The sequence below is a fragment of the Tsukamurella paurometabola genome (genome assembly GCF_900631615.1).
Taxonomy (GTDB): Bacteria; Actinomycetota; Actinomycetes; order Mycobacteriales; family Mycobacteriaceae; genus Tsukamurella; species Tsukamurella paurometabola_A.
This window is the reverse complement of the sequence record NZ_LR131273.1, coordinates 3,193,703-3,218,177: the sequence shown is the minus strand read 5'-3', so window position 1 is coordinate 3,218,177 and position 24,475 is coordinate 3,193,703. Positions and strand designations below refer to the sequence as shown.

General features: G+C 70.5%; 29 protein-coding genes and 1 pseudogene. 21 read left to right on the top strand and 9 right to left on the bottom strand.

Annotation, left to right across the window (positions count from 1 at the left end; all coding sequences use genetic code 11):
- Window positions 1-92 precede the first annotated feature (92 nt).
- Complete coding sequence (gene glnA, locus ELY19_RS16120) at window positions 93-1,526, top strand: type I glutamate--ammonia ligase (protein WP_126197129.1); 1,434 nt, start codon at window positions 93-95, stop codon at window positions 1,524-1,526.
- Window positions 1,527-1,548: 22 nt separating this feature from the next.
- On the opposite strand, the gene ELY19_RS16115 is transcribed toward glnA (ELY19_RS16120), so the two are convergent.
- Window positions 1,549-2,724, bottom strand: a complete 1,176-nt coding sequence (locus ELY19_RS16115) for a tyrosine-type recombinase/integrase (protein ID WP_126197128.1) — start codon at window positions 2,722-2,724, stop codon at window positions 1,549-1,551.
- Window positions 2,702-3,220, bottom strand: coding sequence for a helix-turn-helix domain-containing protein (locus ELY19_RS16110; RefSeq protein WP_126197127.1), 519 nt, complete (start codon window positions 3,218-3,220; stop codon window positions 2,702-2,704). The genes ELY19_RS16115 and ELY19_RS16110 overlap by 23 nt, the downstream gene beginning before the upstream one ends.
- Window positions 3,221-3,367: 147 nt before the next feature.
- On the opposite strand from ELY19_RS16110, the gene ELY19_RS16105 reads away from it, so the two are divergent.
- The 17 genes and pseudogenes from ELY19_RS16105 (at window position 3,368) to ELY19_RS16030 (ending at window position 11,689) form a co-directional block, all read left to right on the top strand.
- Entirely contained in the window at window positions 3,368-3,571 is a 204-nt protein-coding gene (locus tag ELY19_RS16105) for a helix-turn-helix transcriptional regulator (RefSeq protein ID WP_126197126.1), read from the top strand.
- A gap of 150 nt (window positions 3,572-3,721) precedes the next feature.
- Window positions 3,722-4,402, top strand: a complete 681-nt coding sequence (locus ELY19_RS16100; RefSeq protein ID WP_126197125.1) for a hypothetical protein — start codon at window positions 3,722-3,724, stop codon at window positions 4,400-4,402.
- Between the two features lie 2 nt (window positions 4,403-4,404).
- Window positions 4,405-4,740, top strand: a complete 336-nt coding sequence (locus ELY19_RS16095; RefSeq protein ID WP_126197124.1) for a hypothetical protein — start codon at window positions 4,405-4,407, stop codon at window positions 4,738-4,740.
- Window positions 4,737-5,087: a hypothetical protein gene (locus ELY19_RS16090; protein WP_126197123.1), complete on the top strand. Its 351-nt coding sequence runs from the start codon at window positions 4,737-4,739 to the stop codon at window positions 5,085-5,087. Before ELY19_RS16095 ends, ELY19_RS16090 begins: the two co-directional genes overlap by 4 nt.
- Window positions 5,084-5,272, top strand: a pseudogene (locus tag ELY19_RS24135) (hypothetical protein); the annotation flags it as partial. The gene ELY19_RS16090 and the pseudogene ELY19_RS24135, both read left to right, overlap by 4 nt.
- 210 nt (window positions 5,273-5,482) lie before the next feature.
- Window positions 5,483-5,917, top strand: coding sequence for a hypothetical protein (locus ELY19_RS23840; RefSeq protein ID WP_227967369.1), 435 nt, complete (start codon window positions 5,483-5,485; stop codon window positions 5,915-5,917).
- Window positions 5,914-6,342: a hypothetical protein gene (locus ELY19_RS16080; RefSeq protein ID WP_126197121.1), complete on the top strand. Its 429-nt coding sequence runs from the start codon at window positions 5,914-5,916 to the stop codon at window positions 6,340-6,342. The genes ELY19_RS23840 and ELY19_RS16080 overlap by 4 nt, the downstream gene beginning before the upstream one ends.
- Window positions 6,339-6,656, top strand: a complete 318-nt coding sequence (locus ELY19_RS16075; protein ID WP_227966880.1) for a WhiB family transcriptional regulator — start codon at window positions 6,339-6,341, stop codon at window positions 6,654-6,656. Before ELY19_RS16080 ends, ELY19_RS16075 begins: the two co-directional genes overlap by 4 nt.
- Window positions 6,653-6,934, top strand: a complete 282-nt coding sequence (locus ELY19_RS16070; RefSeq protein ID WP_126197120.1) for a hypothetical protein — start codon at window positions 6,653-6,655, stop codon at window positions 6,932-6,934. Before ELY19_RS16075 ends, ELY19_RS16070 begins: the two co-directional genes overlap by 4 nt.
- Window positions 6,927-7,322, top strand: a complete 396-nt coding sequence (locus ELY19_RS16065) for a helix-turn-helix domain-containing protein (RefSeq protein WP_126197119.1) — start codon at window positions 6,927-6,929, stop codon at window positions 7,320-7,322. The genes ELY19_RS16070 and ELY19_RS16065 overlap by 8 nt, the downstream gene beginning before the upstream one ends.
- Window positions 7,213-7,836: a hypothetical protein gene (locus ELY19_RS23535; RefSeq protein ID WP_164711623.1), complete on the top strand. Its 624-nt coding sequence runs from the start codon at window positions 7,213-7,215 to the stop codon at window positions 7,834-7,836. Before ELY19_RS16065 ends, ELY19_RS23535 begins: the two co-directional genes overlap by 110 nt.
- An 11-nt stretch (window positions 7,837-7,847) precedes the next feature.
- Window positions 7,848-8,225 (top strand): DUF2190 family protein, encoded by a 378-nt coding sequence (locus ELY19_RS16055; protein WP_126197117.1) that lies wholly within the window; start codon window positions 7,848-7,850, stop codon window positions 8,223-8,225.
- 14 nt (window positions 8,226-8,239) lie between these two features.
- Window positions 8,240-9,121 carry a major capsid protein gene (locus ELY19_RS16050; RefSeq protein ID WP_126197116.1) on the top strand — a complete coding sequence of 294 codons (882 nt, stop codon included), beginning with the start codon at window positions 8,240-8,242 and terminating at the stop codon, window positions 9,119-9,121.
- Window positions 9,122-9,131: 10 nt separating this feature from the next.
- Window positions 9,132-9,662: a phage protease gene (locus ELY19_RS16045; protein ID WP_126197115.1), complete on the top strand. Its 531-nt coding sequence runs from the start codon at window positions 9,132-9,134 to the stop codon at window positions 9,660-9,662.
- A 216-nt stretch (window positions 9,663-9,878) separates the two neighbouring features.
- Window positions 9,879-10,559: a class I SAM-dependent methyltransferase gene (locus ELY19_RS16040; protein ID WP_126197114.1), complete on the top strand. Its 681-nt coding sequence runs from the start codon at window positions 9,879-9,881 to the stop codon at window positions 10,557-10,559.
- Window positions 10,556-11,179 carry a CheR family methyltransferase gene (locus tag ELY19_RS16035; RefSeq protein ID WP_126197113.1) on the top strand — a complete coding sequence of 208 codons (624 nt, stop codon included), beginning with the start codon at window positions 10,556-10,558 and terminating at the stop codon, window positions 11,177-11,179. The genes ELY19_RS16040 and ELY19_RS16035 overlap by 4 nt, the downstream gene beginning before the upstream one ends.
- 303 nt (window positions 11,180-11,482) lie before the next feature.
- Window positions 11,483-11,689 (top strand): hypothetical protein, encoded by a 207-nt coding sequence (locus ELY19_RS16030; RefSeq protein ID WP_126197112.1) that lies wholly within the window; start codon window positions 11,483-11,485, stop codon window positions 11,687-11,689.
- Between the two features lie 35 nt (window positions 11,690-11,724).
- Here the strand turns inward: ELY19_RS16030 and ELY19_RS16025 are convergent, their stop codons facing one another.
- The 3 genes from ELY19_RS16025 to ELY19_RS16015 all read right to left on the bottom strand — a co-directional run bounded on the left by ELY19_RS16025 (window position 11,725) and on the right by ELY19_RS16015 (window position 14,282).
- Window positions 11,725-12,168, bottom strand: coding sequence for a hypothetical protein (locus ELY19_RS16025; protein WP_126197111.1), 444 nt, complete (start codon window positions 12,166-12,168; stop codon window positions 11,725-11,727).
- 355 nt (window positions 12,169-12,523) lie between these two features.
- Window positions 12,524-13,648, bottom strand: a complete 1,125-nt coding sequence (locus ELY19_RS16020) for a DUF7373 family lipoprotein (protein ID WP_126197110.1) — start codon at window positions 13,646-13,648, stop codon at window positions 12,524-12,526.
- A gap of 94 nt (window positions 13,649-13,742) precedes the next feature.
- Complete coding sequence (locus ELY19_RS16015; RefSeq protein WP_126197109.1) at window positions 13,743-14,282, bottom strand: P-loop nucleotide/nucleoside kinase family protein; 540 nt, start codon at window positions 14,280-14,282, stop codon at window positions 13,743-13,745.
- A gap of 107 nt (window positions 14,283-14,389) precedes the next feature.
- Here ELY19_RS16015 and ELY19_RS16010 point away from each other — a divergent pair, with 107 nt between their 5' ends.
- Window positions 14,390-14,932 carry an FKBP-type peptidyl-prolyl cis-trans isomerase gene (locus tag ELY19_RS16010; protein ID WP_126197108.1) on the top strand — a complete coding sequence of 181 codons (543 nt, stop codon included), beginning with the start codon at window positions 14,390-14,392 and terminating at the stop codon, window positions 14,930-14,932.
- Between the two features lie 58 nt (window positions 14,933-14,990).
- On the opposite strand, the gene ELY19_RS16005 is transcribed toward ELY19_RS16010, so the two are convergent.
- Genes ELY19_RS16005 through glnA (ELY19_RS15995) form a run of 3 tightly spaced genes read right to left on the bottom strand, consistent with a single transcriptional unit; the run spans window position 14,991 to window position 20,337 of the window.
- The gene (locus tag ELY19_RS16005) at window positions 14,991-15,929 is read right to left on the bottom strand and encodes an endonuclease/exonuclease/phosphatase family protein (RefSeq protein WP_126197107.1); all 939 of its coding nucleotides are present in this window, start codon (window positions 15,927-15,929) and stop codon (window positions 14,991-14,993) included.
- A 24-nt stretch (window positions 15,930-15,953) separates the two neighbouring features.
- Window positions 15,954-18,983, bottom strand: a complete 3,030-nt coding sequence (locus ELY19_RS16000) for a bifunctional [glutamine synthetase] adenylyltransferase/[glutamine synthetase]-adenylyl-L-tyrosine phosphorylase (RefSeq protein WP_126197106.1) — start codon at window positions 18,981-18,983, stop codon at window positions 15,954-15,956.
- Window positions 18,984-18,996: 13 nt separating this feature from the next.
- On the bottom strand, window positions 18,997-20,337 hold the full coding sequence (gene glnA, locus ELY19_RS15995; RefSeq protein ID WP_126197105.1) for a type I glutamate--ammonia ligase: 1,341 nt from the start codon (window positions 20,335-20,337) through the stop codon (window positions 18,997-18,999).
- Between the two features lie 127 nt (window positions 20,338-20,464).
- Here glnA (ELY19_RS15995) and ELY19_RS15990 point away from each other — a divergent pair, with 127 nt between their 5' ends.
- Window positions 20,465-21,031 carry an FKBP-type peptidyl-prolyl cis-trans isomerase gene (locus ELY19_RS15990; protein ID WP_164711622.1) on the top strand — a complete coding sequence of 189 codons (567 nt, stop codon included), beginning with the start codon at window positions 20,465-20,467 and terminating at the stop codon, window positions 21,029-21,031.
- Here ELY19_RS15990 and ELY19_RS15985 read toward each other — a convergent pair whose 3' ends face one another.
- Complete coding sequence (locus ELY19_RS15985) at window positions 21,032-22,639, bottom strand: alpha/beta hydrolase (protein WP_164711621.1); 1,608 nt, start codon at window positions 22,637-22,639, stop codon at window positions 21,032-21,034.
- Between the two features lie 54 nt (window positions 22,640-22,693).
- On the opposite strand from ELY19_RS15985, the gene ELY19_RS15980 reads away from it, so the two are divergent.
- Window positions 22,694-24,442 carry an NAD+ synthase gene (locus ELY19_RS15980; RefSeq protein ID WP_126197103.1) on the top strand — a complete coding sequence of 583 codons (1,749 nt, stop codon included), beginning with the start codon at window positions 22,694-22,696 and terminating at the stop codon, window positions 24,440-24,442.
- Window positions 24,443-24,475: the final 33 nt, after the last annotated feature.

Genomic DNA, 24,475 nt, shown 5'->3' with positions numbered 1-24,475 from the left:
CGTCCATACCGTTCATTCTCGTAACCTCGGTGGTGGTGCAAAACGGTACGACCGTGAACGTCACCGCCGGACGACGAAGGAGCAAGTAACAGGTGTTCACTACCAAAGAGGAACTTCTCGACTACCTGAAGAAGGAGAACGTCGAGTACGTCGACATCCGCTTCTGCGATCTGCCCGGCACGATGCAGCACTTCAGCATCCCCGCCGCGGCGTTCGACGAGAGCGTCTTCGAGGACGGCCTGGCGTTCGACGGATCGTCGATCCGCGGCTTCCAGTCGATCGACGAGTCGGACATGATGCTGCTGCCCGACGTCACGACGGCGCGCATCGATCCCTTCCGCGCCGCGAAGACCATGAACGTCTCGTTCTTCGTCCACGACCCGTTCACCCGCGAGGCCTACACCCGCGACCCGCGCAACATCGCGCGCAAGGCGGAGGAGTACCTGCTCAGCACGGGTATCGCCGACACCTGCTTCTTCGGCGCCGAGGCCGAGTTCTACATCTTCGACTCGGTCTCCTACGACTCGAACATCAACGGTTCCTTCTACGAGGTCGACTCGATCTCCGGCTCCTGGAACACCGGCCGGGCGATCGAGGAGGACGGCTCCCCGAACCGCGGCTACAAGGTCCGCAACAAGGGCGGTTACTTCCCCGTCGCCCCGTACGACCACTACGTCGACCTGCGCGACAAGATCTCCACGAACCTGCAGAACGCCGGCTTCACGCTCGAGCGCGGCCACCACGAGGTCGGCACCGGCGGCCAGGCCGAGATCAACTACAAGTTCGACACGCTGCTGCACGCCGCCGACGACGTCCAGCTGTTCAAGTACATCGTGAAGAACACGGCGTGGCAGGAGGGCAAGACCGTCACGTTCATGCCGAAGCCGCTGTTCGGCGACAACGGCTCGGGCATGCACGCCCACCAGTCGCTGTGGAAGGACGGCAAGCCGCTGTTCTACGACGAGGCCGGCTACGGCGGCCTGTCGGACATCGCGCGCTACTACATCGGCGGCATCCTGCACCACGCCCCGTCGCTGCTCGCGTTCACCAACCCGACGATCAACTCGTACAAGCGCCTGGTTCCGGGCTACGAGGCCCCGATCAACCTGGTGTACAGCCAGCGCAACCGCTCGGCCTGTGTGCGTATCCCGATCACGGGCAACAACCCGAAGGCCAAGCGCATCGAGTTCCGTTGCCCCGACTCCTCGGGCAACCCGTACCTGGCCTTCGCCGCCATGATGATGGCCGGCCTGGACGGCATCAAGAACAAGATCGAGCCGCACGCCCCGGTCGACAAGGACCTCTACGAGCTGCCGCCCGAGGAGGCCAAGGGCATCCCGCAGGCCCCGACCTCGCTCCCGGCCGTGATCGACCGCCTCGAGGGGGACCACGAGTACCTCACCGCCGGCGGCGTGTTCACCGAGGACCTCATCGAGACCTGGATCCAGTACAAGCGCGACGTGGAGATCGCCCCCGTGAACCTCCGCCCGCACCCGTACGAGTTCGAGCTCTACTACGACGTGTGACCTCTCCGGGCCGCTGACCAGGTCATTCCTGGTCGGTGGCCCGCAGTTGGCCCGCAGCAGTCCGCAACGAGTCGGCCCGCGCCTTGAAGATCCCAGCGATCACGGCGCGGGTCGACTCGTCTGCATCGGGGAACAGGTGCCCGTACACGTCGAGCGTGGTGCTGGCCTTCGCGTGCCGCAGCCGGGCCTGCACGGTCTTGATGTCCGCTCCCCCGGCAATCAGCGCGCTCGCGAAGTAGTGCCGCAGGTCGTGGAAGACGAACGTCTCAGGCAGCCCCTCGACGGTGCTGCGAGCGTCGCGGATCGCCGCCTCGATGCGCCACGGCCCGACCCGCGCGCCCGTCGCGCCGTCGGTCACGAGCGTCTCCCCCGGCCAGCGCTTCACCGATGCGGCCAGCTCGAGCGTGAGCTCGTTCGGGATCGGCACGGCCGCCTCGCTGCCCTCGGTCTTGAGCGGTGACCGCGGGTCGTCGGCGGTCCACTGCTCGCGCGGGTGCACGATCCCGCGGATGAAGTCGACGTCCTCGTGGGTCCGTACCGCGACGGCCTCGGAGACGCGCAATCCGGCGAACGCGCCGAGCAGCACCGCGGCCCGGTAGTGCGCCGGCACCGCGTCGGCGACCGCCCACACCTGCTCGGTGGTCGCGACGTACACCTTGGTCTTTCCCATCGGCGGGGCGGTGCGCTTCGAGCACGGGTTGCGCGGCAGGTAGCCGTCGTGGACGGCGTCGTCGAGGATCCGGCGTAGCCGCGAGTGGTAGGCGTGCACCGTCGAGGCCGCCATGCCCTCGCGCTGCAGGGCCGCGACCCAGGTCTTGACCGACGACGGCCGGATGTCGCGGATCGGCGTGTCGCCGAACGTCTCCTCGATCCGCTTCACGTGGCTCTTGGCCTGCCGCAGGGTCGACTTCCGGTTCACGGCGTAGCCGGCGAGCCACTGCTCGGCCCACTCGTGGAACGTCAGGGCGGCGTCGCGGGGCGCGATGTGGGTGCCGCCGACGATTGCCGCGGTCTGGCCGTCGAGCCACTTCTGCGCGTCGACCTTCCGGGCGAATAGCTTCTCGTGCTCACCACCGCCTGCGTCGACGTAGCGGGCGCGCCAGCGCGAGCCCTTACCGGCCTTCGCGCTGGGCGTGCCGTCGGCCCTGCGCCAGCGGTCCTCGACGCCAGCGCGCCTATTCCTCCTCTGCTGGCTCATGGTCTCGTCTCCACTGTGCCGCCGTACGGATCGAATTCCCGTAGTCGAGCGCGTCGGTTGGATCTGCGTGATTGGCCCAGTAGTCGATGTCCTCGAGGCGCTCTGGCGTGAGCAGCACCCGCGCGCTTGGAGAAAGCCCCGACAGCATGGCGGAGAGCTTCCGCTGCTCGGCTTCGAATCGCCCTACAACGTCGGCGATTTCGGGAGCGAGACCTTCTACTACGCCCTGCTGGTCTTCGATGTCCGCAACCTCGGTCGCATGGCTCTCGTTGTCGACGGTGAGACGCTCGAGCGTCGTGTTCAGTATCGACGCAAGCGCCATCGCCTCGTGGAGCTTCACTGCGCGTTCACCCGATTCGACGCGAGCAATCGTCGTCGGATGAAAGTTGGTCAGACCGGAGTCCTGTGCAATCACCGCGAGCTGATTGCGTGAGAGCCCCAGCTCGTCGCGGCGCCGCCGCACCGCAGCTCCAAACCGTTCGTCGCTAGTCGCCATGCCCAACGATGACACACTCAGCCACCCGCCTACAACACGCCACGTGTGCACACATCACGTGCTTGCCACGAAACACACTCCGTGCTAGACATAACACGTGTTCGCGCTCGAACACGTTACGTGTCCACTCCCGTAAGGACCTCCCTCATGACGTACCCCACCACCACACGGACCCTGCTGTCTGCGAAGCAACTCGAGGAGCGCTACGGAATCTCCGTGAACACGTGGCGCTACTGGCGCCAGTGCGGCACGGGACCCGCGGCCGTCGTACTCGGCAAGCGGAAGATCCTGTACGACGTCGACGTCGTCGAGCGCTGGATCTCCGCTCGGAGCGAGCAGGAGACCGCCTGAGACGGACTTCAACCGCCCCCAGGAACACCACTGCGACCTCGGCCTGATCGAGGACGACAACACGCCCCTACTCAGCACGAAGCCCTCGGCCTCTCCCACCAAGAAGACCACCGAGGGCAACGACCAGAACACCCAGAAGGAGAACCGATCATGACCGAGTCTACCGCCCTCGTCCAGCTCGACGAGCCGATCCAGTTCCGCACCGTCGCGGCCGTCGAGGACCAGCTCCTCGAGATGCTGCCCGAGTCGGAGTTCACTCCCGCCCAGCTGGCCCGGATCGCCGCCGTGGCGCGGGAGAAGCACCCTGACCGCCGCACGCAGCTCGTCGCGATCCTCGACGCCGCCGCCCGGGAGGCGGCCGCGCACCCGCCAGCCGACGACAGCCCGGCACTCAAGGCCCTCGATCGGTTCCGCGCCGAGTACGACCCACAGATCGAGGTCGAACCTGGGGCGCAGCATCCGTGGCTGGAGGAGAACCGCCCGCACTGGTCCGATCCGTCGCGGGATCACCTCGGTGAGCGCGGCAGCAAGGCGATCTCGAAGTTCGACGTGCAGTGGACCAGCACGCCGCTGAAGATCCCGCTCAGCCGGTCGTATGGGCAGAAGACCGACGAGGGCGGTTTCAAGGCGGCGTACGTGTCGGCCAGCCTGGTTCAGATGGCGGGGGGCAATCGGGAGCCCGGAATTCGGCTGGCCCGCCTGGGCTTCTACCGAGACGGGGAGCCGGTGCCGCACCACGATCGTGCACGGTTCGTGCTGTCGCTCGATGAGGCCGCGGCCACTGCCCGCGCGCTGCTGCTCCTCGTCGACGCCGCCCGAGAGGAGGTGTAGCCGTGACGAACCGATTCTGGGAGGCCCCGCGGCCGCCGCACGCCCCGATCCCCGCGAAGTGGGACGAGCTCCCCGAGGACCCCGCGCACCCGACGATTGACGGCTGCGAGCGGCGGTTCCTTGAGCGGCACTGGCACCAGCTGTGCCACGACGGACAGGACGAGTTCCAGTGGATCGCAGGGACGGCGGTGTACCAGTCGGGGCTCGGAACGCGGATCGAGTTCGGACCTTGGTCCCTGCTCGCGAAGGACGCCCGCGCGCTGGCGGAATCGATGCGGATCCTCGCCGACGAGTGCGACGCGATCGACGGGCCCGAGAAGCTGCGGGAGGCAACGTGACCAAGCGCGACCGCGGGGACGGCGAGAGCGCCGCTGAGGCCGCCGCCACCACAGTCCTGGGCATCGGGTACCTGAACGCCGCCAGGGAGGCCCTGGACACGCTCAGCGGCACGGGGCGCACGTTCACCGCCGACGACCTCCACGACCACGTGGGCACCGAGACGAGCGAGTGGCTCGACGATCACCCCTCGGTGCTGGGCGCCCTGTTCCATCGGGTGTCGGATCAGCGCCGGATCGCGCACGTCGGGTGGACGGACTCCCGTCGTCGGCCCGGCCGCCCCCAGCGGGTGTGGGCCTGCACGAGGGAGACGCCATGCGCTGAGCGACTACGGGAGGCCGGCGAGTGACGGCCGCCAGCGCCCACCGACACCCGACCACGGGCTACGAGTGGTCGAACGCGATCCACCGATCGGAGGGCGCGAAGCTCCCGCATCGGCTGCACGCTGTCGCGTGGGCGCTGGCTGACCGGGCGGAGCTGAAGGACGGCCGGTTCATCTGCTGGCCGTCCCTGACCACCCTCGCGGACGACTCGGGCCTGAGCCGTCGGCACGTGCAACGGCACCTGACCGACATCGAGACGGCCGGGTGGATCGTGCGCGTCGCGGGCGGCCCGAACCGGTCGACGCGGTACGAACTTGTCATCCCCGAGGTAGGGACACCCACGTCCCTAGGGACACCAGCGACCCTAGGGACACCCGTGTCCCTACCTAGGGACGCCGGTGTCACCTCGGTAGGGACACCCATGTCCCCCGAAGTATCCATAGAAGTACCCAGTGAAGTATCCAGCGCGAGCGCGCGCGCTTCGGTCGGCGCCGACGGCAAGCGGCTGTTCCCGCCCGACGGGCTGACGACGGCCTCGCTGACGAAGCAGGCTGCGGATCTCCATCTGCGGCTCGACGTCGTCAACGCGCTGATGCGGCGGTGGTCTGCGACCACCGCGGAAAGACGCACGGACTGGGCGCCAGTCGTGAGCGTGGTGCTCCGGAGCCTCGATCAGCTGATCGGCGGTCCGACCGTCGACGCCCCGGACCTGAGCACGGATCACAGCCTGCACGCGCTCTACGCCCTCATCGAGGCCACCTATGGGCCACTCCCCGACGAGTGGCACACGTGGGTCGATGCCCTCACCACCGACGGCCACGCGGCCGCGAAGTACCTGAAGGAGAGATCCGCATGACCACGACCGCAAACGTGGAGACGCTGACCGCTGAGGTCCGCGTCCTCCAGGTCGGCAACCGCCAGATCACCAAGTCGGTGTACCTCCAACTCGACACCGCGATGCCTGATGAGGAGTTCCACGCGTTCGGACGCGTGCGGCCCGGCAACGGCCCAAGGGTTCCGGATTGGGCGTATGCGCGCACGGGGCCAGCGGTTCGGGCCAGCAGGGTCGAGTTGGTCGGCCTGGACACGTACTCGGGTGCACTGGTTCGCTCCTACGGCTTCTACTTCGACTGCGGTCACGCGTTCACCGGCGAGTGTGGATGCGGTGAGTGGGTAAACGGAGTCCGGCAGCCACCCACCGCGGCTCACTGGCTGCCCCACGACCGGCGCACCCTCGCGCTGATCTCGCTGCCGTTGATCGTCTTGGCGGGTCTGCGGTGAGCTACGACCAGGAGGGCGCGATCCGGCTCCTCACGCGGATCCTCACCGGCTCCGCACCGCTGGCCGGCGCCGCCTGCATCGGGCAGACCGACCTGTTCGCCCCCGCAGGGCAGACCGAGCCGCCCCACGTCATCCGCCGCCGCCACGAAGCCGCCGCCCGTATCTGCCGGCACACCTGCCCCGCGCTGGCCGAGTGCACCGCCTGGGCGGCCCAGCTCACCCCCACACAGCGGCCCGCCGGTGTCGTCGCCGGCCGCCGCCCCAACCTCCCGGCCGCACCGGGCCGCCCCGCGAAAGGAAGTCCCGCAGCATGAGCGACCACCCCGAACGTCCGCTGTCTGCCGTGCGGCGCGAGCTGCGGATCGAGCGCGCTGTTCTCGGCATCGTGGTGCACGGCTACGCCCGCGACTCCTACGGCGCCGGGGACGCGTTCGCCGACCTCGCCGCGGCGGAACCGACGATGCTAGAGGTGTTCCCGCTGCTGCTGTGGGCGCTGCAGCGCCTCCCGCGAGGCGTCGGCGAGCCCACCGAACTCCGTGACCGCCTCACCACGCTCTACTCGGTGCCCGACGAGGAGACCGGCGATGCCTGAACGTCTCGACGCGATCATCCTGACCGACAGCGAGATCCGCTACCTGCTCGACGTCCTCACCGAGACGCAGACCGCGCTGACGCGCCACGGGATCCGCCGCTCACCGCGCGCCGAAGCGTTCATCGACCGCCTCCGTCGCGTTTCGACGCCCGTTACGCGACAGGGACATTCGGTAGGCGCGACAGATCCAGCACCGGGAGCACAGAACGACGATCCTCGACCGTATGACCTCCTCGACACCGCGGACGCGGCCCGGATCCTCGGGATCACCCCGGACGGTGTCCGCGCGCTCGTCCGACGAGGCACCCTACCCGCGTTCCGCGCTGGCGGCCGCTGGCTCGTCTTCTCCGCGGACGTCGTCGCCCGAGCGGAGCGCCGCGCCGCCTAAGCGGGTCACCATCCGCGGCGTCGAGATCGGCCGCGCCGGCACCTTCGAGGCCAGCACCGGCCGCACGACACTCACGAGCGACGACTTCGCCGAGGCGGTCCGAGCGTTCAAGGCCGGCGTGCACCCGAAGCCCGTCCTCAAGGTCGGCCACTACGACCCCCGGTTCGACGGCTCCCCGTCGATCGGGTGGGTGGACAACCTCCGCGTCGCTGAAGGCGGGCAGGTCCTCATCGGCGACCTCGCCGGGGTCCCGCAGTGGGTCGCCGACAGCGCGCCATCGCACTTCCCGAACCGCAGCCTCGAAGCCACCTTCGACTACGAGGACGCCGACGGCACCGTCTGGCCGTTCGTGCTCACCGGCCTAGCGCTGCTCGGCGCCACCGCCCCGGCGATCGGGAACCTCGCCGAGCTCCGCGACTTCGTCGCCGCCTCCCGCTCCCCGCAGAACGTCACCCGCGACCGGGTACGACTCGCCGCCGCCCGCCGGGCCCGGCTCAACCGCTGGAACGACTGAAAGGTCCAACCGTGTCCACTCCCATCCCGCAGCCTCGCGTCTACGCACCCGGCGCCGACGTCACCGCCCAGGCCACCGCCGCGGTCACCGCCCGCCGCCTCGTGTTCATCTCCGCCGCCCGCGCCTCCGGCGGCAACCTGTCCGTCGCCCACGCCACCGCCGGCGGCCGCGTCTTCGGAGTCGCCGTCGACGACGCCGCAGTCGGGGACCTCGTCGGCGTCGCCCGTGATGGTGTCCTCCGGGTCACCGCGGGAGGTGCGATCGACCCCGGCGCCGAGGTCGAGGTCGGCACCGCCGGCCGTGTCGTCACCAAGACCACCGGTGTCGCCATCGGATACGCCGTCACCGCCGCCAGCAGCAACGGCGTCGCCGAAATCTCCCTCTACTGAACGGAACCCACGACATGCCTACCCTGCTCCCCACGCTGACCGGCCGCACGCTCACCGTCGACGCCGCGCTCAAGCACCCGACCGCCATCCGCGACCAGATCGCGAAGATCGCCGACACCCAGCTCGTCGCCCCGAACTTCTTCCACTCGCTCGGCAACCCCGTCGAAGGCGGCGGCGTCCTGTACCAGGTCCTGCGGGCCTCCGACCAGTACAGCTCCGACGTCGAGCAGCGGACCCCCGGCCAGGAGTACAAGGTCGTCGAGGGCGTCGACCCCGAGCAGCGCCTCGCCCGCGTCGAGGACTGGGGCGGCAAGTTCAAGATCACCGACGAGCAGATCGAGCGCAACGATGTGTCCTACCTGGACATGCAGACCACGCAGCTCGCGAACCGGATCGCCCGCAAGCTCGACACCCGCGCGCTGTCGGTGCTCCTCGACGCCCTCGACGACGACCCCGCGTCGACCGTCAGCGGTCACAGCTGGGGCAGCCTCGTCCTCGACGGGCCTCTCGACCAGATCACGCCGTCGGCGTCCCGACCGACTGCGGACTTCGCGGCCGCGCAGCTCGCCGCCGACCTCGAGGAGCTCGGCGTCGTCCACGACACGCTCGTCGTGCACCCGACCCAGGCCGCGGCTCTGCGCACCGCCTACGCCGAGGACATTGGGAAGATGCTCGAAGGCGCCGGCCTCAAGCTCGTCTCCAACACCCTCGTGCCCGTCGGGTCCGCGTTCGTCGCCCAGGCCGGCGAGGCGGGTGTCATCGCCTTCGAGAAGCCCGTCACCGTCACCACCTGGCGCGACGAGGCCACCCGCTCCACGTGGGTGCAGAGCTACGCCGTGCCCGCGTTCGCCGTCAACAAGCCCGCCGCCGTCAAGCTCATCAACGGCCTCGCGTAAGGAACCCGCCATGCCCACCAAGGACACCGCACCCGCGGACCCCACCCTCGACCCGGCCGCCACGCCGGAGCCCATCGAGCCCCCGGAGATCACCCCCGAGCAGTGGGGCGCACTCCTCGCCGCCCTCGGCCTCGCTCACGAAGCCAGCGCCGACGAGGTCATCGCCGCCGTCTCCGACCTCGCGACCAGCGAAGCCGCGACCGTCGGCAAGCCGTCCGCGATCGCCGCGGCCGCCGGCCGCATCGGCATGCAGGTCATCGACCGCGACAGCCTCAACGCCCTCAAGGCCCAGGCCGCCGAAGGCGCACAGATCAAGGCGGCAGCCGCCAAGGCCGACATCGAGGCAGCCGTCGACGACGCCGTACGGCAGGGCAAGATCACCCGCGGCCGCCGACAGCACTGGATCACCCTCTGCGCCGCCGACCCCGCCATGAAGCAGGTCCTCGCGTCCATCCCCCGCGAGACCGCGGTACCCATGAGCGAGATCGGGCACAGCGTCGACACCGACGACGACACCGGCGCCCCCGGGTGGGTCCGATAGCCCTGCCCCCCTGAACCTCACGGGCGTCAACGCCACCGCACCTGCACAGGTCCCCTGGTCGCCAGCAGGACACCGCGGACCGATGGTAGAGCGAGACACGGGTCTCCCCGGAGTTCGCCAGGCAGCTCACCAGCGCCCGTGACCGAAGCCCCCGACCGCTGAACCCCTCCCAGGCCAGCAGTCGGGGGCTTCCCACCACCAAGCCGAGGACCCCCGATGACGACACCCACCTCACAGCGCCGCTGGAGCTTCGCCTCCCCGACGCCCGAGACCTTCGACGACCACGCCGCACGCAGCATCCCGGACTACCACCACGGACACCACCTCGTCCTCGCCCTGTCGGACTGGTTCGCGACCGGCGCCGGCATCGTCGACGCCGGATGCTCCACCGGCACCCTCACCGGCCAGCTCGCCGCCCGGCACCCACGAACGCCCGTGCACGGCCTCGACATCGAACCCGACATGATCGCCGAAGCCCGACGCCGAACCACAGCCGCCACGTTCGCAGTCGGAGACGCCACCACCGACCTACCGCCCGGCCCCCTCGACCTGGTGATCGCCTACCACGTGGTGCAGTTCCTCACCGCCGACGAACGCCGCACCCTGTACCGCGCGATCGCCGCCAAGCTACGCCGCGGCGGCGCCCTGATCGTCTACGAGAAGGTACGGGCCGCCACAGCGTTCGCCCAGGACATCGAGACCCAGCTCTACCACGACTTCAAGACGAGCCAAGGACTCACCGCAGAGCAGATCCTCGGCAAGTCCACCAGCCTCCGCGGAGTGATGCACTGCATGACCGACCGCGACAGCGACGCCGCACTCAACGAGGCAGGCTTCGAGACTCACGAGGTGCATCGACGCCTCGGCTTCCGCGGTGTCCTGGCGGTCACCCAATGACCATCGTCACCGGATGGTTCCGACTACACCGCGACCTCGAATACGCCGCCCACACGCTCGCCACACTCGACCGGCCAGCATCCGTGTGGTGCGCGGCCTGCGGAACCGGCGAGGAGGCCTACTCCATGGCGATCGTCCTCGAGCGCGCCGGCATCCCCGGCACAGTCCACGGCACCGACATCAACCGGCAGCACATCAGGGCCGCGACCCAGGCCGCCTACACCAGCCGCAGCATCAACGACACCGAAGACCCAGACCTCCACCGCTGGCTCATCGGCCACAAGAACCGCTGGCACCCGCGGACCGCGATCCGCGACCGCGTCACGTTCGCCGTGAGCGCACTCGGCACCGACGACCCCGCACCCGGCCGGTACGACGTCGTCCTCGCCCGCAACGTATGGCGCCACCTCACGCCCGACGCCCAGCAGCGCGCCGCACACACCATCGCCGACAGCCTCACCCCGAACGGGCTCCTACTGCTCGGCGGCGCCGACCTACTCGACCGGAACCTCCACCCCATCACCCCCGCCGGCATCCCCGACCTGTTCACCGACAAGCGCGTCCCCGGAGACACCATCCTCACCCCCCGGCCCGAAAAATCCGACCACCCCACAGCCTGACTGGCCGGTAGTCAGGTCCCTTTTTTTACGGGCGGCGCGAGCGGGGGCCGTTTCTGGCCTTGAACTGGCACGATGGCGGCTCCGAGAGCTGATCCAGGCCCCGGTTTCGTCGTGCTGGGACGCGATCCAACCGGGCGTGGTGCTGTCGCGTGCACGCGGCCCGTGTGTCGTGCGCTCGAATCGGACACGCGACGCGCGTTGCCTGGCATGAAGGGCTGCAGCCGCGCCCGGCGCCGAAGCAGCAGGTCGTAGAAACCGCCTGATGAACCTGAACGAGTCGGGGCTCGGGGCTACTCTCCGGGCATGACTGAGAGACGACGAATCACCCTGCAGCTCGACGGCCACCAGCAGGTCTACATCGGCAACAGCTACGAGGTCCGCGAGAGCGGGCTCGGCCTGTACGAGGTGTGGGACACGGCGGAGGATCGATGCGTGTGGTCGGAGAAGGTGCACCACGGGATCCGCGAGGTCCGATCGGTGAACATCGACACGGCACCATCGACCTCGTAACCGTGCGCCCCGCGCCTACGTTCCGCCCCTCCGAACTACCACTGGCCGCCGGTAGGGTCTTCCGGTGCAGCACCGGGCCCGGCCGGAGGGGTGAGACGGGCCGCGATGCCACGGACACGCTCGAGGGCATCCTCGCGTTCCTGGGCCTCGCGCGCCTTGCGCTCCTCCCTCGCGCGCAGCACCTCGAGGTGGTTGGTCTCGTAGTTGCGGTTCGCGCTCTCGATGGCCTTGTCGATCGCGTCGACATCACGCTCGATCGCGTCTTCAGTGGTCGTGAGGGAGATGTTGTGCCGCCGCCCGCTGTGGCTCAAGTTCGCACGCAGTCCGTTCGCCTTCATCCCCTCGTTGAAGTTCGATACCCACTCGTCGGGGGCCACGCCGCTGAGCGGCATGATGGCCTGGTACAGGCCGTCATTCTTCGTCGGGTCGACCTTCGGTTCTGCTGTGCGGCGCAGGGGCGCCCACTCCGTGCTCTTCATGCCGAGCACGGTACTGCGAAGCACCGACTCGTTCGGGTGGAACGAGCGCAAGCTGCGGTGTCACACCAGATCGCCCGCAGATGGCCCGCAGTAGATTCAGCACTGCCAGTCACCACCCATCGTTAGTCACGCTCTGACCTCGCGGTATTCCGACTCCCCACCGATGCTCGCTTCACCAAAGCCGCAGGTACGGGTCCGAGCTCTACTACGACGTGTGAGCCTCGTGGCCCACTGACCCGCGGATCCTGAATCCCGGGTCCGGAGTGTCCACCGCATCGGCCCGCGCCCTGATCACGACGATCACGGCGCGGGCCGATTCGTCTGTCCCGGGGCGGGCGAGCCGGCGCCCCGGGAATCAGGGCTGCGGCAGCGTGAGGTATCCGGCGGAGGTGGACTGCTGGGCCTGCGCCAGGGTGGATGCGTGCGCGGCGGCGATGTACCGCCCTCGTGCGACCTGGCACGCGAACACCCGGTTCGTCTGCTGCAGGAGCAGGGCGATGCGCGACACGCACACGGACTGCGGCAGGCCGCGGATCCGCTCCTCGACGCGGCCTCCGTCGTCCGCGCCGGGCGCCCCGTACATCCTCGCCTGGTTCGCCACCCAGTCGGCGGCGAAGTTCGCGCTGGCGGCGCGCATCACCTGATTGCGACCCTGGACGCCGATCAGCTCGATCTGGAACGTCGTCCGCGTGCGCAGGCCCACCGACCACCTGCCGTCGGCGACCAGGCCCAGCGCCCGGTTGGAGAAGTAACCGGATACGAAACTCGTCACGGACTCGCCGACCTCGTCGAGGCGGGTGTACCGCATGATGCCGTCCTTGTCGGCGGGCGGCATCGGCGACGCCGCGAACGGCACCTCTCTCAGGCGGGCGGGTTGGCGTTCGAACCACGCCGCGGCCAAGGCCTCGGCACGCGGGCGGTCGACGCCCCGGAACACCGCGGACAGCACGTAGTCGGCGGTGCGGGACCAGAATGCGACGCCGGGCGCGAACGACGTCGGTGTGGGTCCCTCGACGACACCGGGGCCGAGCCGGCGGCCGCCCGGCACGAGTGCTCGCGCCGCCTCGAAGGCACTCACGGCACGCTCCTCCGACGAGTAGCGCATGACGAACACCGCCATCGTCGGGGCGTCCGCGGCGCGGGACTCCGTGAACGCGCCGATCACGCCGGCCTTCTGCCCGGGCGAGACGGCATCGGCGAGCTGCGCGCCGAGAACGTTGTACTGCGAGGTGTACCCCGCGAGGCTGGGATAGGGCCGGGACGCGTACCAATCGAATTTCGCGTCGAGGTCGGGCGGGGCGATCACGTAGTCGGACAGGAGGATGTTCATCTGCACGATCGCGTCGTCGCCCTTCCGCTCCGGCACCTCGCGCGGCCCCACCCGGTAGCCGCCGGTGTCGAGCTGCGGGTCCCCGGCCGTCGCTACACCGTCGACGGTGGTGGTGCAGCCGGTGAGCGCCGCGACGAGCGCGGCACTCACGGCCCAACCGTGGCGTCTCCCCATATCGCGATTGTTGCAGAAGCATCGCCGGGCGACACCGGGACCGCTCCGCGAGCCGGACGGAGGGGAGGTATCAGGGGCGGGCGAGGCGGGCCAGAACGGCGGCGACGGTGTCGGCGACGGGACGCGTCGCGTCGATCCGGACGGCCCTGGGGCGCCTCCGCATGACCGTGACCATCGCGTCCCGCAGGTCCGGCGCGTCGTCGGGTCCCACGAGCCGGTTGTTGATCGCGTGTTCCGGCCGGTCGGGTGCGGCCGCGCGTGCCGCCAGACGGTCCGCGAGCGTCTCCGCGTCGAGGTCGAGGACGAACTCGTGGAAGCGGGCACTGCGGCGTTCCGCGACCTGCGCCAACTCCTCGATGAAGCCCTCGCGGGCGAGGAACTGACCGAGGACCACGTCGAAGCCGGCGGCGAGGTGCTCCCCCAGCGCGGCGAGCGCGATGCTGCGCGCCCGGAGGCCCGCCGCGATCGGATCGGTGTCCCACTGCCCCAGAGCGTGTTTCAACCCGTCGATGTCGAGCGCCAGCATCATCGGCACCTCGGCCGCCAGGGCCGACGCGATCGTCGACTTCCCCGAGCCGGGCGCGCCGTTGACGAGGATCAGGCTGCTCACTCCCCGACCGTACGCCCGGCTCCCCGGCGACGGGCGCGGCCGGCCCGGCTGGGCCGGCGGCGTGTGGCGGTCACGTCCGCAGACACGTGGCGGTAGGTTCGTGTGTCATGCGCGTCTCCCGCCCGACCCTCGCCGTCACCGCCGCCGTCCTCGCGGCGGGCGCGCTCACCGCGTGCGGCACTCCCGACGCCACGTGCCCGTCGGGCGCACCCGATACGGCGAACGCACCGGACTGGAACCTCCGGGGACGGAGCGGCTCGATCGTGGTGACCGGCCCCACCGATACCGCTGCCCCGCAGATCACCGTGGAGCAACCCTTCTCGGTGGACGAGACCACCGTCGAGGCGTTCGATCCGCCCGGCGACGGTGCCGTCGTCGCGGAGACCGCGAGGGTCTCGGTCTGCTATCTGGGGGTCAACGGCCGCACCGGGCAGCGCTTCGACAGCACGTACGACGATGGGAAGCCGGCGTCCTTCCCTCTGGCCGGCGTGATCCCGGGCTTCAAGAAGGCCATCGCCGGGCAGAAGGTCGGTTCGTCGATCGGTGTGGCCGTCGCGCCGATGGACGGGTACGTCATGGGTGAGCCCTCGGCGGGTATCCGGGCCGGTGACACCCTGATCTTCACGATCAAGATCCTGTCCGCGTCCTGATCCCCCCGGTACGTCCTCCTGCCCGCCGCGCGGTGGCCGCCGTGGGAGACGGCGTCGTTCAGCCCACCCGCGCGAGCAGCGCGCGGTGGTCGGCGCCGGGCACCTCGTGGCGGCTGACCTCGGCGGCGCCGAGCCCGCGCAGCAGGACGTGGTCGATGCCGACGACCGGCGGGTAGGTCTTGTCCGTCGGGTAGGTGGGCAGCCATCCGGCGCCGGCGAGTTGCCCGGCGTCGCGGTACCCGCCCGTGAGGAGGCTCCGGAACCGCACGTGGTCGTACGTGGCGTTGTAGTCCCCGAGCGCCACGACGGGTCGTCCCTCGGGCACGCCCTGCAGCAGCGTCCCGATGCGGCGCAGCTCGGAGTCCCACGTGCCGGGGTCGAGCGGCGGCATCGGGTGCAGCGCGAAGAGCTGGACGTCTCCCCGACCGGGAACCGCGGCGACGGCGGTCAGCGCGGTCATGACGAAACCGGGCACCGTGCCGGTGCTCGTCAACGGATACCGGCTGTAGAGCGCGGTGCCGTTGGCGAGGCCCGCGGGCCGCACCAGCGAATACGGCAGGTCGGTCGCGATAGTCGACGCGGCGATCCGCTGCGCGGCGTCCTCCGTCAGCTCGAGCACGGCGAGCACGTCGACGCGGTCTTCGCGCACCAGCTTCGCCAGCGCGTCCGCGTCGCCTGCTCCGACTTGGATGTTCGCCGTGAGCACCGTCAGCGCGGTACCGGAGGGCGCCGGTTCGCCGCGCCACAGCGGCGCCTGCACCCAGACACCCGCCGCGATCACCGCCGCGACGAGCACCAGCCGCAGCAGCGCGCGGACGTACAGCAGGCACACCAGCGCGAGGGCCGCGCACGCCGCCCACAGGACCGGTGAGACCGCGGCCGCGGCCACCGTCACCCGGTCGGTGCCGGGCCAGAAGTGCAGCGCGAGCGCGAGGAGCGCGCCCAGCAGAGCCGCCGTGCCGACGATGCTCGCCGCCGTCCGCCAGAAGAATCCCATGCGGACATCCTGCCCGGTGCGCCGCTACTCGCCCCAGAACACCCGGTCGACCACGGCGCGCCCGCGCCGGGTGGTGCGCAGATAGTCGTCGAGGTAGTCCAGCGAACTCCCCCGCCATCCCGCGACGTAGGCGACGTTGGACAACACCGCCCCGGGTCCCGGCAACTGGTCGACGGGCTTGCCGCGCACCAGGAACAGAGCATTGCGGGCGCGGGTGGCGGTGAGCCACGCCGCGCGCAGCAGCTCGACGTCGGCCGCCGGCAGGAGTTCGTTCTGCTCGATCGCGTCGAGCGACTCGAGGGTCGAGGTGTTGCGGAGCGCGGGAACCGCGCTGGCGTGTCGCAGCTGCTCGAGCTGGACCGTCCACTCCACATCGGAGAGACCGCCGCGGCCGAGCTTGGTGTGCGTCGCCGGATCCGCGCCGCGGGGTAGTCGCTCGGAGTCGACGCGGGCCTTGATGCGCCGGAGTTCGTTGACCGTGGCGGGCGAGACGCCCCCGTCCGGGTACCGCGTCTCGTCCACCATGTGCAGGAACTCGCGGGCGATCTCCTCGTCGCCGGCCACGTGTGTGGCCCGCAGCAGCGCCTGCACCTCCCAGGGCTGCGCCCATTGCCGGTAGTACGCGCGGTACGCGGCCAGGGTCCGCACGACGGGACCGTTGCGCCCCTCGGGTCGCAGGCCGGTGTCCACCTCCAGGCCCGGATCCACCGACGGTGCTCCGAGCCGGGTGCGCACGGCGTCCGCGACCTGATTGGCCCAGCGCACCGCGTCGGAATCCTCGTACCCCTCGTTGGGGACGCAGACGAACAGCACGTCGGCATCGGAGCCGTAGCCGATCTCGTGCCCGCCGAGGCGCCCCATACCGATGACCGCGATCCGGGCGGGCGCGCCGGGCGGGTAGGCACTGCGGCTGGACTCGCGCTCGACCACGGAGGTCGCGATCTCGGAGACCAGCGCGGCGTCCAGCGCCGCGCCCCACACCGAGGACAGCGCCGCGCACACCTCGGGCACCGTCATCATCCCGAGGATGTCGGCGGAGGCGACGCGGGCGATCTCGCTGCGCCGCATGGCCCGCGCCACCGCGATCGCCCGATCCCGGTGGTGCGCCCGGCTGACCGCGGCGAGCATCCCGTTGTACACCTCGCGCGGCGACGGTTCGACGAGCTTCGGGCCCGTGGCGCCGTCGGAGTACAGGCGGATCACCTCGGGCGAGCGGCCCAGCAGCTCGGCCACGAAGTTCGACGAGCCCAGCACGGTCATGAGGCGCTGCGCGACCACCGACTCGTCCCGGAGCACCCGCAGGTACCACTCGACGTCACGGAGTTCCTCGGAGAGCTTGCGGTAGTTCAGGAGCCCGGCGTCGGGGTTCGGCGTCTCGCTGAGCCACTCGAGCAGCGTGGGCAGGAGGATCGTCTGGATCCGGCCGCGCCGCGACGAGTCGGCCATCGCCTTGAGGTGCGCGAGGGCGTTCTGCGGCTGGAGGAAGCCGAGCGCTGCCAGGCGCGCGACGATCGCGTCGTCGCTCAGGCTCACGGCGTCCGCGTCGAGGTTCGCGATCGAGTCGAGCAGCGGGCGGTAGAACAGCTTGGTGTGCAGGCGCCGGACCCGCGCCGACTGCCGCTTGAGCTCCGCGCGCAGCACGCCCGCGGCATCGCGGTCGCCGTCGGGGCGGATGTGGGCGGCGCGGGCCAGCCAGCGCCACGCCTCCTCGTGGTCGGGCGGCGGCAACAGGTGCGTGCGTTCCATGCGGCGCAGTTGCAGACGGTGCTCGAGGCCGCGCAGGAACTCGTACGACGCGGTGAAGTTCGCTCCGTCGTCGCGGCCGACGTAGCCGCCCACCGTGAGCGCGGCGAGGGCGTCGACCGTGCTCCGTTCGCGCAGCGTCTCGTCGGTGCGGCCGTGCACCAGCTGCAGGAGCTGGACGGCGAACTCGACGTCGCGCAGGCCGCCGCGCCCCAGTTTGAGCTCGCGTTCGCGGAGTTCCGGCGCGATGTTCTCCTCCACGCGACGGCGCATCTCCTGCACGTCCTGCACGAAGTCCTCGCGCTCGGCGGCCTCCCACACCATCGGGCTCACCGCGGCCAGGTAGTCGTAGCCCAACTCCATGTCGCCGGTCTGCGGCCGGGCCTTGAGCAGCGCCTGGAACTCCCAGGTCTTCGCCCACCGCTTGTAGTACGCCACATGCGATTCCAGCGTGCGCGTGAGGCTGCCCGCCTTACCCTCCGGGCGCAGTGCGGCGTCCACGTCGAAGAACGCGGCGGAGCCGATCCGCATCATCTCCCCCGCGAGCCGGGCCGACGCCCCGTCGGCCGGTTCCGCCACGAAGATCACGTCCACGTCGGAGACGTAGTTGAGTTCCCGCGCACCGCACTTCCCCATGGCCACCACGGCGAGGCGGCCCTGCGGGTCGCTGTCGGGATGCACGGTGGCGACGGCGACGGCGAGGGCCGCGGTGAGCGCCGCGTCGGCGAGGTCGGCGAGGTGCGCGCCCACGATCGCGAACGGCAGCGTGGGCTCGTTCTCCACGAGCTCGGCGAGATCGCGGGCGGCGAGCACCATGAGCAGGTCGCGGTAGCCGTCCCGCAGTGCGGCGATCGCGGCGCCGCCGGTGACCGCCGCGCGGTAGAGGAGGTCGTCGTCACGCCGGCCGGGCACCTTCACGGCGCCGACGGTGGCGAGCATCGCGGCGATCAGGTCGTCGCGGGATTTCAGGGGCGCGGTGTCGCGCAACAGACGCCAGGACGCGGGGTGGCTGATGAGATGGTCGCCCAGCGCGTCCGAGGCGCCGAGGAGCCCGAACAGCCTGCCGCGGAAGGTCCGGTCGCCGCGGATCAGGCCGTCGATCTCGGCCCAGTCCGCGCCCGCCGACTCCCGCAGCCGCACGAGGGCCCGCAGCGTCCAGTCCGGGTCCGCGGCCCGCGAGAGCGCCCACAGGACGTCAGCGCTCTCGGCGTCCGCCCACCCCAGCGATGCGAGGTTCGGCTCGGCGTTCGGGTCCAGCAGGCCCAATCTGCCCGCACTCGGGCGGCGGACCTCGCGGTTCGTCGGCGGCACCGTCGACCCCGTTCTACAGCGAGAGGAAGCGGTCGAGCTCGAACGGGGTGACCACCGCGCGGTAGTCGTTCCACTCGGACCACTTGTTGCGCAGGAAGTACTCGAAGACGTGCTCCCCCAGCGTCTCCGCGACGAGTTCGCTCTTCTCCATCAGGACGAGCGCATCATCGAGGCTGGCGGGCAGGTCCTTGAAGCCCATCGAGCGGCGCTCACGGGCGGTCATCTGCCGCACGTCGTCCTCCGCCGCCTCGGGCAGCTCGTAACCGCCCTTGATGCCCTCGAGCCCGGCGGCGCAGAGCACCGCGAACGCCAGGTACGGGTTGCACGCCGAATCCGGCGAGCGCACCTCGATGCGGCGGCTGCTCGCCTTGTTCGGCGTGTACAGGGGCACCCGGACCATCGCGGAGCGGTTCGCGGCGCCCCACGTGGCGGCGGTGGGCGCCTCGTCGCCGGTCACCAGGCGCTTGTAGGAGTTGACCCACTGGTTCGTGACGGCCGAGATCTCGGGCGCGTGGTGCAGGATGCCGGCGATGAAGGCCTTGCCGGTCGCCGAGAGCTGCAGCTCGTCGTCCGGGTCGTGGAAGGCGTTGGAGTCGCCCTCGAACAGGCTCATGTGGGTGTGCATACCCGAGCCGGGGTGGGCCGAGAAGGGCTTCGGCATGAAGGACGCCTTCACCCCCTCGGTCATCGCGACTTCCTTGACCAGGTAGCGGAAGGTCATCACGTTGTCCGCCATGGAGAGCGCGTCCGCGTACCGGAGGTCGATCTCCTGCTGGCCGGGGCCCGCCTCGTGGTGGCTGAACTCGACCGAGATCCCCATCGCCTCCAGGGCCTCGATCGCCTTGCGCCGGAAGTTCGGCGCCGACTCGTGCACCGCCTGGTCGAAGTAGCCGCCGTTGTCGGCGGGGATCGGCATGCCGTGCGGCCCGGTCTCCTTCTTCAGGAGGTAGAACTCGATCTCCGGGTGCACGTAGCAGGAGAAGCCGAGGTCGGCAGCGCGGTTCAGCTGGCGCCGCAGCACGTGCCGGCTGTCGCCCCAGGAGGGTGTCCCGTCGGGCATCGCGATGTCGCAGAACATCCGGACCGAGTGCATCTCGCCGTCGCCGCTGGTCCAGGGCAGCACCTGGAAGGTCGACGGGTCGGGCTTGGCGACGGTATCCGCTTCCGAGACGCGGGAGAAGCCCTCGATCGAGCTCCCGTCGAAGCCGATGCCCTCGGTGAACGCGCCCTCCAACTCCGCGGGCGCGATCGCCACGGACTTGAGGAAACCGAGCACGTCGGTGAACCACAGCCGCACGAAGCGGATGTCCCGTTCCTCGATGGTGCGAAGCACGAACTCCTGCTGCCGGTCCATGGCTCGACCCTAAGCGAGGAGGTGTTAACGGCGTGTTACAACCCGCGAAGGTCGTGACCGCCGTACGCCCGTCCCGGGTTCCGTCCGTCGCCCACCGGAGACGCGGATTCCGAGTAGCGTGCCGGGCGTGGATGCACAGCTCGCCCGCCTCGCCGTCGCCGCGGCCGGCTCCCTCGCGCTCGCCGGGTGCGGGGCGTCCACCGAGGCGCCCCCGCCGAGCCCCGCCACCGGCACCATCGACACCTGCCCGGCGGCCCCGCCCGCCGCCTCGGCCAGGGCGATCACGCTCGACGGGGTCACCGGCCGGGCCACCGTCGTGCCACCCACCGATCGGACGGCCCCGCGCGTCACCGTCGAGGCGCCGTTCCGGGTGGACCGATCCCGATCCGTGGTCGCCGAGCCGGGGTCCGGCGCGACGCTCACCGAGAAATCGGTGGTCACCGTCTGCTATCAGGGGGTGAACGGCCGGACCGGCGCGGTCTTCGACGACGCCTTCGCGCGCGCGACCTCGGCGGAGGTCGCGCTGCCCGACGTGGTCCCCGGCTTCCGGGCGGCGCTCGTCGGGCAACGCTCCGGGGCGACGGTGGTCACCGCGGTCACCTCCGCCGACGGCTACCCCAAGGGCGAGCCCCGCGCGGGCGCCGATCCGGGCGACACCCTCGTCTTCGCGATCCGGGTCCTCGCCGCGAACTGATCACGCCGTGCAGCGCAGACCCTCGGCCGGGAGCGTGAGGTCGCGCAGGTAGGCCGTGACCGCGTCGTCGACGCAGGCGTTGCCCTCGAGCGAGACGGTGTGCTGGCTGCCCTCGAAGCTGATCAGGGACGCCCCCATCTGCCGCGCCAGGTTGACGCCGTTCTCGTACGGCGTCGCCGGGTCGTGCGTGGTCGAGACGACGACCGCCCTGGGGGCGCCCACGGCGTTCACCTCGTGCGGCTTGAGCGTCGGCGCGGCCGCCCAGAACGCGCAGGTGCTCTTGGCGCCGCGCCCGGTGCCGCGGCCGTCGTCGAGGAACGGCGCGGCCTTACGGATCTCGGTGTCCAGGCGGGCGAGGTCGGCGGGATCGGTGACGGCGGGACCGTCGACGCAGTTGATCGCCGTGTTCGCGTCCATCATCGGCGAGTACCGCCCGAGCTCGTCGCGGTTGAGGTAGAGATCGGCGATGCGCTGCAGCAGCGAGCCGTCGCCGCGCCGCAGGCCGGTGAGCCCGCGCCGCAGGGGCTCCCACAGCTGCTGCGCGTACATGGCCTGGATGGTCGCGGTGGTGGCGTCGCTGTAGCTGAGCTGCCGGCCGCCCTGGCCGCGGACGGTCTTGTCGATCAGCGGGCGCACCAGCTGCTGGTAGCGGGCCGTCGCCTGCCCCGGATCGGTCCCGACCGGGCAGTCGGGGTATCTGGCGCAGTCCTTCGCCCAGTCGTCGAAGACGGTCTGGAATCCGGCCATCTGCTGCACGTTCGAGGTGATCTGGTCCTGGGCGGGATCGACCGCACCGTCGAGCACCATCGCCCGCACCCGCTCCGGGAAGGTCTCCGCGTAGATGGCACCGATGAACGTGCCGTAGCTGTACCCCAGGTAGGTGAGCTTCTCGTCGCCGAGCACCGCGCGGAGCACGTCCAGGTCGCGGACGGTGTCGGCGGTGCCGACGTTGGCGAGGAAGGTCTTGCCCATCTTCTCGGCGCACAGATCCGCCTGGGACTTGTTGAACGCCTCCTGCTTCGCGATGCCCGCGGGCGAGTTGTCGAAGGCCAGGGTGGACAGGCGGTTCTCGTCGCGCTGCTTGTCGCTGAAGCACTTCACGGCCGGCGAGCTCGCGCCGACGCCGCGCGGGTCCCAGCCGACCAGGTCGAAGCTGCTCGAGATCTCGTACTTGTCGGCCTCCATCGACTTGCCCGCGACCTGCTGCACGCCGGAGCCCCCAGGGCCGCCGGGATTCATCAGGAGGGAGCCGCGCCGCTGCCCCGACGCCGGAACCCGGGCGACGGCCAGCTTCGTCTCCCCCGCGGACGGGTCGTCGTAGTCGATCGGGACCGTCAGGTTCCCGCATTCCAGTCGGTTCTTGTCGTATTCGGCGATGTCGTCGGCACGCGCCATCGCCGCGCACGAACCCCAGGTGATCTTCTGGCCGTAGTACTTCTGCAGGGCCGCGGGGACGCCCGCCGCCCTCGTCGACGTGGGCGTGGCGCTGCCGGGTGCGGCGGATCCGCCCGACGGCTCCGCGGTCCCCGCGATCTGGACGGAACATCCCGCGAGCACGGCCGCGGAGACGACCGCCACCGCGGTCAGGACGGGCTTACCTGCCTTCATCCTCCCGATCCTGCCACGCGCCGCTCCCGGTTCCGGGGACGCTAGGGTTGAGCCATGACGCCCCTTCGTGTCGCGGCGTGCCAGATCAACCCCGTCGTGGGTGACCTGGACGCGAATGTCGCTCGGATCACCGCCGCAGCCCGGGACGCCGCGCAGCGCGGCGCGCAGGTCGCGGTCTTCGGCGAGATGGCCCTCACGGGCTATCCGGTGGAGGACCTGCTGCTGCGCCGGTCGTTCGCGGTCGACTCGCGCGAGGCGGTGCACGAGTTGGCCCGCTCCCTGGACGCGGCGGGTTGCGGCGACATCATCGTGGTGGTCGGGTTCCTCGACCGCGATCCGGACGCTCCCGAGACCAGTACGAACCCCACCGGCGGCGCGCGCAACGCGGCGGGCGTGCTGCACGGGGGCGAGCTCGTCGCGCGGTACGACAAGCATTTCCTGCCCAACTACGGCGTCTTCGACGAGAAGCGCTGGTTCACGCCCGGCGACCGCCTGGTGGTGCTCGACATCGACGGCGTCCGGCTCGGCCTCGCGATCTGCGAGGACGTCTGGTGGCCCGACGGTCCCGTCGCGGGGCTGGGCGAGCTCGGCGTCGACGCGGTCCTGTGCCTCAACGCCAGCCCCTTCGAGGCGGGCAAGCCCGCGCAGCGCCGCGAGGTGGTCGCCGCCCGCGTCGCCGAGGGCGGGGCGCCGATCATCTACGTGAACCTCGTCGGCGGGCAGGACGAGCTCGTCTTCGACGGCGACACGTTCGTCTTCCAGCCCGATACCGGAGCGCTGACGCCGGGGCCGCAGTTCATCGAGTTCACGCAGTTCGCCGATATCGCCCCGCTGGGCCGCGCCCGGGCCGGTGCCGTCGACGGGTGGCAGGTCGAGGAGGTGGCCCTCCCCGCCCGGCCGACCGACCTTGTGCCGATCGTCACCGGTTGGACGGAGCTCGACGAACTCGCACAGATCTGGGCCGCCCTCGTTACCGGGACCAGGGACTACGTGCACAAGGTGGGCGGCCGCACCGTCGCGCTCGGCATGTCCGGCGGCATCGACTCGGCTCTCGTCGCGGTGATCGCCGCCGACGCGGTCGGCGCCGACAACGTCTACGGCGTGGGCATGCCCTCGAAGTACAGCTCGGACCATTCCAAGGACGACGCCGCGGACCAGGCGCAGCGTATGGGTATCCACTTCCGGTTCGAGCCGATCGAGCACATGGTCGAGGCGTTCGTCGGTCAGCTCCATCTCTCCGGTCTGGCGGAGGAGAACATCCAGGCCCGCTGCCGCGGGATGACGCTGATGTCGCTGTCGAACCTCGACGGCCATCTGGTGCTGGCCACGGGCAACAAGAGCGAACTGGCCGTGGGCTACTCCACGATCTACGGCGACGCGGTAGGCGCCTACGCCCCCATCCGCGACGTGGAGAAGTCGCTCGTCTGGGAGCTGGCCCGGTGGTGCAACAAGGTCGCCGTCGAGCAGGGCGAGACGCCGCCGATCCCGGAGAACTCGATCACCAAGGAGCCGTCGGCGGAGCTGCGGCCCGGGCAGAAGGACAGCGATTCGCTGCCCGACTACGACATCCTCGACGACATCCTGCGCCGCTACGTCGAGCAGGACCAGGGTGTCGCCGAGATCGCGGCGGAGGGGAACAACGGTGCCGGCTACGACCCCGACCTGATCCGCAGGGTCGCGCGCCTCGTCGACCGCGCCGAGTACAAGCGCCGCCAGTACCCGCTGGGACCGAAGATCACGCCCAAGGCCTTCGGGCGCGACCGGAGGATGCCGATCACGAACCGCTGGCACGACCCGGCCTAGAGACTGCCCGGACCGGAGATTCCGGCTGGGACT